Source organism: Marinobacter sp., assembly GCF_041686475.1.
Taxonomy (GTDB): Bacteria; Pseudomonadota; Gammaproteobacteria; order Pseudomonadales; family Oleiphilaceae; genus Marinobacter.
This window is the reverse complement of the sequence record NZ_JAWLDU010000088.1, coordinates 1-7075: the sequence shown is the minus strand read 5'-3', so window position 1 is coordinate 7075 and position 7075 is coordinate 1. Positions and strand designations below refer to the sequence as shown.

Annotated in this window: 6 protein-coding genes and 1 pseudogene; 3 read left to right on the top strand and 4 right to left on the bottom strand. The window is 57.1% G+C overall.

The window, feature by feature from the left end; genetic code table 11:
• Both ACESMB_RS13980 and ACESMB_RS13975 read left to right on the top strand, forming a co-directional pair.
• A pseudogene (locus tag ACESMB_RS13980) lies at positions 1-214 on the top strand (TVP38/TMEM64 family protein); the annotation flags it as partial.
• A 271-nt stretch (positions 215-485) separates the two neighbouring features.
• Entirely contained in the window at positions 486-2201 is a 1716-nt protein-coding gene (locus ACESMB_RS13975) for an ABC transporter permease (RefSeq protein WP_372971867.1), read from the top strand.
• Between the two features lie 9 nt (positions 2202-2210).
• On the opposite strand, the gene ACESMB_RS13970 is transcribed toward ACESMB_RS13975, so the two are convergent.
• Entirely contained in the window at positions 2211-3326 is a 1116-nt protein-coding gene (locus tag ACESMB_RS13970) for an ABC transporter ATP-binding protein (protein ID WP_372925787.1), read from the bottom strand.
• Between the two features lie 192 nt (positions 3327-3518).
• Here ACESMB_RS13970 and ACESMB_RS13965 point away from each other — a divergent pair, with 192 nt between their 5' ends.
• Positions 3519-4541 (top strand): Fe(3+) ABC transporter substrate-binding protein, encoded by a 1023-nt coding sequence (locus ACESMB_RS13965; protein ID WP_372925786.1) that lies wholly within the window; start codon positions 3519-3521, stop codon positions 4539-4541.
• 119 nt (positions 4542-4660) lie between these two features.
• Here the strand turns inward: ACESMB_RS13965 and ACESMB_RS13960 are convergent, their stop codons facing one another.
• From ACESMB_RS13960 to ACESMB_RS13950, 3 genes are all read right to left on the bottom strand, one after another.
• A complete protein-coding gene (locus tag ACESMB_RS13960; RefSeq protein ID WP_372925785.1) occupies positions 4661-5884 on the bottom strand; it encodes an ADP-ribosylglycohydrolase family protein in 1224 nt (407 codons plus the stop codon).
• A 72-nt stretch (positions 5885-5956) separates the two neighbouring features.
• Positions 5957-6271, bottom strand: a complete 315-nt coding sequence (locus ACESMB_RS13955) for a non-heme iron oxygenase ferredoxin subunit (RefSeq protein ID WP_372925784.1) — start codon at positions 6269-6271, stop codon at positions 5957-5959.
• A partial coding sequence (locus ACESMB_RS13950) for a fatty acid desaturase family protein (RefSeq protein ID WP_372971866.1) occupies positions 6268-7075 on the bottom strand: 808 nt, incomplete at its 5' end. The genes ACESMB_RS13955 and ACESMB_RS13950, both read right to left, overlap by 4 nt.

Here is a 7075-nt window from a genome sequence, read left to right as displayed (position 1 = left end):
TCATGGGTGGCGTTTTGCGTTGGCATCAATGCTGGGGATGTTGCCGATGACGTTCGTGTTTGCGGGGCTGGGCAATACCTTCGAGTTGAATCCATTGGTGACCGTCATTGCGGCCCTGGCCATTCTGATAGTGATGAGCCTTCTTCCCTGGTACCTCACCTGCAGGCCGGATTCTGCCCTTTCCCGCTGGTTGCAACTCGGCCCAAAGCGCTAGGGCTGTAACAGATTCGTTTTTCATGGGTCAGTGCCGGCATCATCCATTTATCGCAAGATCAGGAGTTGCCATGCGTTTTACTCAACGGTCAGCAACATTATTCATGGTTTGGTACCTCGTGGTCATGGGAACATGCGGGCTTATCGGTTATATGAGCCGTTTATTGGCGATGGCCTGATCCCAAAGTTGGAAAGGTCCATGCACGAACTTATTATTATTACGCCTTCCCCTCCTTTATAATGCATGGCCATAAACAAACCACGAATTCCGTATGGCTAAACACTCGACTCACCAGGAGGGCGTTCTGCCCAGCACCCAGCTCCATTCATCCGGTAAAGGTTTCCGTGTCAGACGGCCGAGCGTCTGGGCAGTAAGCACCTTTCTCATTGCCCTACTGGTGGCGTTACCGGTAATCGTGATATTCGCCCACGTCTTTTTCCCCTCCGGAGAGGTGTGGGCTCATCTTGCCAGTACCGTTCTGGGGCGGTATCTGAATAACACTGTGGTGCTGAGCGTTACCGTTGCACTGGGTACCACGTTTATTGGTACGGCATGCGCCTGGTTGGTGGTCATGTGCCGTTTCCCGGGAAAGCGGGTGTTTGAATGGGCACTTTTGCTGCCGCTGGCTGTGCCGACATACGTAATTGCATACGCCTACACCGATTTCCTTCAATTTGCAGGACCTCTGCAAAGCACCCTTCGCAACTGGTTTGACTGGCAGCAGGGTGACTACTACTTTCCGAATGTCCGGTCACTGGGCGGCGCTTCTCTGCTCATTACCATGGTGCTATACCCCTATGTTTACCTGCTTGCCCGTGCTTCCTTCATGGAACAGTCGGTCAGTGCCCTTGACGTAGGGCGCACTCTGGGACTGGGGCCGTGGAAGATGTTCAGGCGTGTGGCGTTGCCGCTGGCGCGCCCGGCCATTATTGGAGGCGTCTCTCTGGTACTGATGGAGACACTTAATGAGTTTGGTGCTGTTCAGTTTTTCGGGGTCGACACGTTTACAACAGGCATCTACAGAACCTGGTTTGGCCTGGGTGAACAGGTTGCTGCCGCTCAGCTGGCGGCCTGCCTGCTGGTGTTTGTATTCATCGTGGTGCTGCTGGAACGCGCTTCGCGAGGGGGCCGGCAGTATCACGCTTCCGCACGCTATCAGGCACTGCCACAGTACTCGTTGCGCTCGGGTAGAGCTGTTCTGGCATTTGTTGCCTGTTTCCTGCCCATACTGATCGGTTTCATCTTTCCGGCACTGATATTACTGGAGATGGCGATAACGACCGGGGACCCGCTCTTTGGTACCCGTTTTCTCACCTTTGCGCTCAATAGCCTGTTCCTGGCGTCGGGCGCCGCAGTGGTCGCTGTCGTTCTGGCGGTGCTGCTCAGCTATAGCGCACGGCTGAACAGCAGCACCTGGGTCAGGGGAGCAAATCGCATTGCAGCGATGGGGTACGCCATTCCGGGTTCGGTTGTCGCCGTGGGTATCATGATACCGCTGGCCTGGCTGGATCAGAGGCTGAATCTTTTTCTGCGCGACAATTACGGGTTTCTGGTTGGGCTGGTTTTCAGCGGCTCGGCCTTCGTGCTGATCTATGCCTACACGGTTCGCTTCCTGGCGGTTTCTTTCAACACCGTTGAAGCAAGCCTGGGAAAGGTCACGCCATCCATGGATGCTGCGGCGAGAACACTGGGTCAGACCGCTGGCGGCGCCCTGCGCAAAGTGCATACACCCATTATGCGCGGCAGCCTTCTGGCCGCGGGAATCCTGGTGTTTGTGGACGTGATGAAGGAATTGCCCGCCACTATCATTCTGCGCCCGTTCAATTTCGACACGCTCGCGGTGCGCGCCTACAGTCTGGCGTCAGACGAGCGACTGGCGGAATCTGCCACCTCCTCGCTGTTCATTGTGGCCGTGGGGATTATCCCGGTTATCATTCTGAGCCTGGCAATGCGCAACTCCCGCCCTGGCAGCGGCGACCGGCGCTGACTTTCCGGCTTACTGCCTGAACATAAAGACCTGTGACATATCCAGGCCAAGAGACACGGGCTGACCCTCTTTGGGCAGGAATACACCGGGAACCCGGGCATGCAGGTGCGTTTCCTGCCCGCCCGCACCATGTGCGCAGATATGGAGCAGGCTGGTGGAGCCCAGTAACCGTGATACCAGCACATGACTGTTGCGGGTATCCTCCTCATCGCTGTCCAGCGGTCTGACTTGCACAGCCTCCGGGCGGATCAACACCTGCACAGTGCTGCCTTCCGGAAATTTGCGGGCATCCAGGTCGCCAAGCGGTGTTCTGACAGAACCGTTGTGCACCTCGCCAGTGCATTCATTCACCTGACCGAAAAATCTGACAACAAAAGGGTCAGCCGGGTTGCAGTAAAGATCGGTCGGAGTGCCTGTCTGCACGATCTTCCCCTCTCGCATCAGTGCGATACGATCCGCCATGAACATGGCTTCTTCCGGATCATGTGTCACCAGCAAGGTTGCCGTGCCCAATTCCTTGAGAACATGGAGGGTGTCGTCACGGATCTGGTCGCGCAGGCGCGCATCAAGGCTGGAGAAAGGCTCGTCCAGAAGCATTACGTGCGGCGATGGAGCCAGGGCCCTGGCGAGGGCAACCCTTTGTTGCTGCCCGCCGGAGAGGGTATGGGGATAGGCCCTGGCAGACTCGGCCATTCCCAAGCGGCCCAGCAGATCCAGGGCGTGGGATTTGCGCTGATTTCGCGGTAACGAGGTGATACCAAAGCAGACGTTTTCAAGCACCGTCAAATGGGGAAACAGGGCGGATTCCTGAAAGGCGAGGCCCAGGTTGCGTCTTTCGGGTGGCCAGTGGAGTCCATCCGCCGCTGAAACCAGATTACCGCCGAGAAACACTTTGCCCGCAGACGGTATCTGCAGGCCCGCCGCTATGCGCAGCAGCGTGGTCTTTCCGCACCCGGAAGGCCCCAGCAGACATACGACTTCGCCTGCCTTGATCTCCAGGCTGATGTCGGTTACCGCTTTGTGCCTGTCAAACTGACAATGCACATGATCCAGCATGAGTGTCGGATCAGTTGGCCTTCCGCTTTGCGCAAGGGTGCCGACAGACTTTTTTTGGTAAACGCCCATAAAGGTCATCCAAATCTTAATGCGGAAGCCGTCAGCGCACTGGAATTATCAGTTTGCTGGCTCTGTTTCTGTACTGTAAACGTAAAAGAGATTGATTTCCATTCGTTGACATTGCATCAGGCCCAGTTTAACTTACATCTGAATACAAATCGTTATCAATATCATATTGGATGACTCAGGGAGATCAGAACTGTGATAACTTTCAAAGCAAAGCTGGGGGTTGCTGCACTAACTGCAACAATGGCGGCTACCAGCGTAGCGGCCAACGAGGTCAACCTCTATTCTGCCCGTCACTACGACTCTGACCAGGCAATCTATGAGGCGTTTACCAAAGAGACCGGAATCGAGGTCAATCTCATCGAAGGTAAGTCGGACTCGTTGATTGAACGAATCAACCGTGAGGGTGTTGCCAGTCCGGCCGATATCCTTGTCACGGTCGACGCGGGCAACCTCTGGCGTGCCGACCAGGAAGGTGTCTTTCAGCCAGTGGATTCCGAAACGCTCAATAGCCGTCTGCCCGATTCCCTGCGTCATCCGGACGGCCACTGGTTCGGGTTCAGCCAGCGCCTGCGTGTTATCTACTATGACCGCTCGGAGTTCGATCCGTCAGAGATCAGTGAGTACGAGGACCTGGCGAAGTCAGAGTTTGAAGGCGAGGTATGCATCCGTTCTTCCGGCAACATCTACAATCAGTCATTGCTGGCAAGCATGATTGAGTACCACGGTGAGGATGGCGCCGAGGAATGGGCGCAGGGCGTGGTCGATAACATGGCGCGGGATCCTCAGGGCGGGGATACCGACCAGATCCGTGCCGTAGCTGCCGGTGAATGCAACCTGGCCGTTGGTAACCATTATTACTATGCCCGTTTGCTGAACTCAGACGATGAAGCCGATCGTGAAGTTGCTCGCAAGGTCGGCATCATTTTCCCCAATCAGTCCGGCCGCGGTGTGCATGCAAATATCGGTGGTGCCGGTGTGGTCGCAAATGCGCCAAACCGCGAAAATGCTGTGCGCTTCCTTGAGTTTCTGGCATCCGATACTGCACAGGAAGTCTTTGCCGGCAGCAACCACGAATTCCCTGCTGTAGAGGGTGTGCTCAAGAACCCGGTTCTGGATTCCTGGGGCCATCTGAACATTGATGACATCAATGTCAGCGTACTGGGGGAGAATAATCCCGAAGCGGTTCGCATCTTTGACCGCGTTGGATGGCGCTGATTGTCATGCTGCTAATCTGATCCGGACTAAGACCGGGTCAGCGTAAACAGACGGAGAGGCGGGAGCTGCTAATGTGGCTCCCGCCTTTTTTATGCTTCTATTTCGTCCGTATGCAACTCTTACCGCACCGGGCAGCCTCTTGAAGCCTTCTCCGGCTCCTTGGGTGTCCATGTACCATTAACCAGTGATTCGATGTCTGCGAACAGGGTATCCGCATCTGTCACCCGGGCCAGCCAGCTCAGTGGGATACCCTGTTCGCCGCCAACGCCATGAATTGCCGCCATGGCCGGGCCGATAATCCAGCTCCGGCCGCAGGAGTCGCCGCCACATTGGATGTTGGCGCGAACGGCTTCGGTATAACTGTTGGCATGGCTGAGGATGTGAAAGGTCACTGGCATGGCTTCATGCAGGTAGCAGGTGCGGCCGAAGGTATCGCCGGCTTTGACCGCATCCAGTGAGGAACCGGACAGGGCATTGCTCAGGTTGTCCTGGTCCGGCGCTCCGGTTCTGGCGGCTTCCAGGGCGGCCGATATGGTTTTGCCCTGGAAAAGCTGATCCAGAAGAGTCGCCGCGCATTTTGCCCAGGCTACCGCCTCGTCGTTGTGATTGGTCACCCGCACCGCCGCTTCAGTAACCTCCATCAGTGTGTCGCTGCCGCAATAGCGGGCTACCAGTGGCGGCAGTTTGGAGACGGTGGGCAGCTGCATGTCATCGGCGCCGCTTTCCGGCAGCAGGTGCTGGTCGATGGTTTCAGCAATGTGAACGCCCGCTTCCTGAATTTCGGTTTCATGATAGGTCAGGTCGATGGCCCGGCGAACCGGAGCTGCCAGTTCATTGCCCGTCAGGCGGCGGGTGTAGGGCAACACTTTCTGAACCAGTATGCGCTTCTGCTGATCGGTAAGATCGGCTTCGGTGGTGGCCAGGGCCTGGTCGATGGCGTTCTGTTCAATGCTGTTCAGGTTATTCAGGGTGACCCGCGTCGGGTTGTCCAGAAAGCCCACCCATTGGCCGCCCGGCCCGAAGAAACCCCGGAACCGGCGCTGGTAATCGCGGATATCCAGTTCGCCCTCGCTGGCCAGAAGGCTGTCGATCAGCACCCCGGTGGCCGCGCCGTAGTGGCTGATATCGCCGGACTGCTTGCCTTCGTGGGCAAAGTACCCGAAGCCGCCGGTGAAATAGCTGGCCTTCGGCGGCAGGAATTCCGGTGACTGGCCGCCCACCTCATGGATTCTCTGGCTGTCGTACAGCCAGTGCAGTCCCAGACTGGCGGCATCCGCGACCCAGCCGCCGGCCAGGGCTGCAATGATGGCGGGTTTTCTGTCGCTGGGCAGGTTGCTGGTCATTGGGAATCCTCGTTGGTCAGGTTCTTGGGTAAATGTCAGGAAGTGTACGCCTTATTCCCGTCACGGGCGCAATCAGATCCGGATCTGAACCTGTCCATCGTGCACCCGTACTTCAAGCGTCCGCATTGCCCGCGTCGCCGGCGCGGCGATGGGCCTTCCGTCGCGAACGTCAAAAGCGCCCTGATGCAGCGGGCATTCGATGACGTGATCGTCGAAATAGCCGTCGCAAAGATCCGCACCACCATGGCTGCAAAGCGCGAGCGAGGCATATATCCCGCTAGGCGTATCATAGACGGCGATGGTGCGCCGTCCGACCTCGACCCGTGTAACCCAGTCCTTTTCCAGTTCGTCCACCGCGATCACGTCGCGCCAGGGCTTGTCGCTCATGCCCGCGCCCCGTGGATCTGAGTCAGGATGTCCCTATGCGCGCCGAGATAGCCGTCCGGCTCGACATGAACATGGTCGCGCAGCTTTCTGTGCAGGCGCGGCAGGGTGTGGTAGGGAACCAGGGGTACATAGTGATGTTCGGCGTGGTAGTTCATGTTCCAGCAAAGGAACCTCCACGGGGCCGAGACCAGGTTGGTGCGGGTGTTCTCACTCATCTTCGCCACGGTTGGGCGACCCACATGTTCCGTCATCCGGATGAAACGCATCACCGGTTCGCCGAGAAACAGCGGAATGATCCAGTACCAGATCAGCCCCCACCAGCCGGTGACTGCCATACACGCAAAGATCAGCGCGTATAGTCCGAGAATTATTCGTGCGTCCCGAAACACGGCGGCATGTTCCTCTTTCGGGATGAAGTGCTTTTCGACCTCCGAAAGCCGCCCCATGGCGTGGCGCGAAACCTCGGTGAATTTGGCCTTCCAGTAAGGAATCGCGGACAGATAGAGAAAGTATTCACCATAGGTTTTCGGCATCGGGATCAGCTCAGGGTCATGGCCGTCCAGCTGCGTATAGGTGTGGTGATCGCAATGCTCATAGCGGAAGAAGCGGTGCGGCAGCAGGATAATAAATCCGCAGATCTGCCCGACGATATTATTCAGTTTGCGGGTGCGGAACACGGTGTAATGCACGCATTCATGTTGTAGCGAGAAATGATGCACCAGCACGATTCCATGCAGGAACATGGCGGGCCAGATCAGCCAGCTGTTCCATGCAAGCGTAATCAGCATTGTGGTTCCGGCCAGC

Excerpts from the sequence above, each read along its gene's own strand:
- ACESMB_RS13975 (WP_372971867.1), top strand. The coding sequence starts at position 486 with ATGGCTAAACACTCGACTCACCAGGAGGGCGTTCTGCCCAGCACCCAG.
- ACESMB_RS13970 (WP_372925787.1), bottom strand. The coding sequence starts at position 3,326 with ATGGGCGTTTACCAAAAAAAGTCTGTCGGCACCCTTGCGCAAAGCGGA.
- ACESMB_RS13960 (WP_372925785.1), bottom strand. The coding sequence starts at position 5,884 with ATGACCAGCAACCTGCCCAGCGACAGAAAACCCGCCATCATTGCAGCC.
- ACESMB_RS13955 (WP_372925784.1), bottom strand. The coding sequence starts at position 6,271 with ATGAGCGACAAGCCCTGGCGCGACGTGATCGCGGTGGACGAACTGGAA.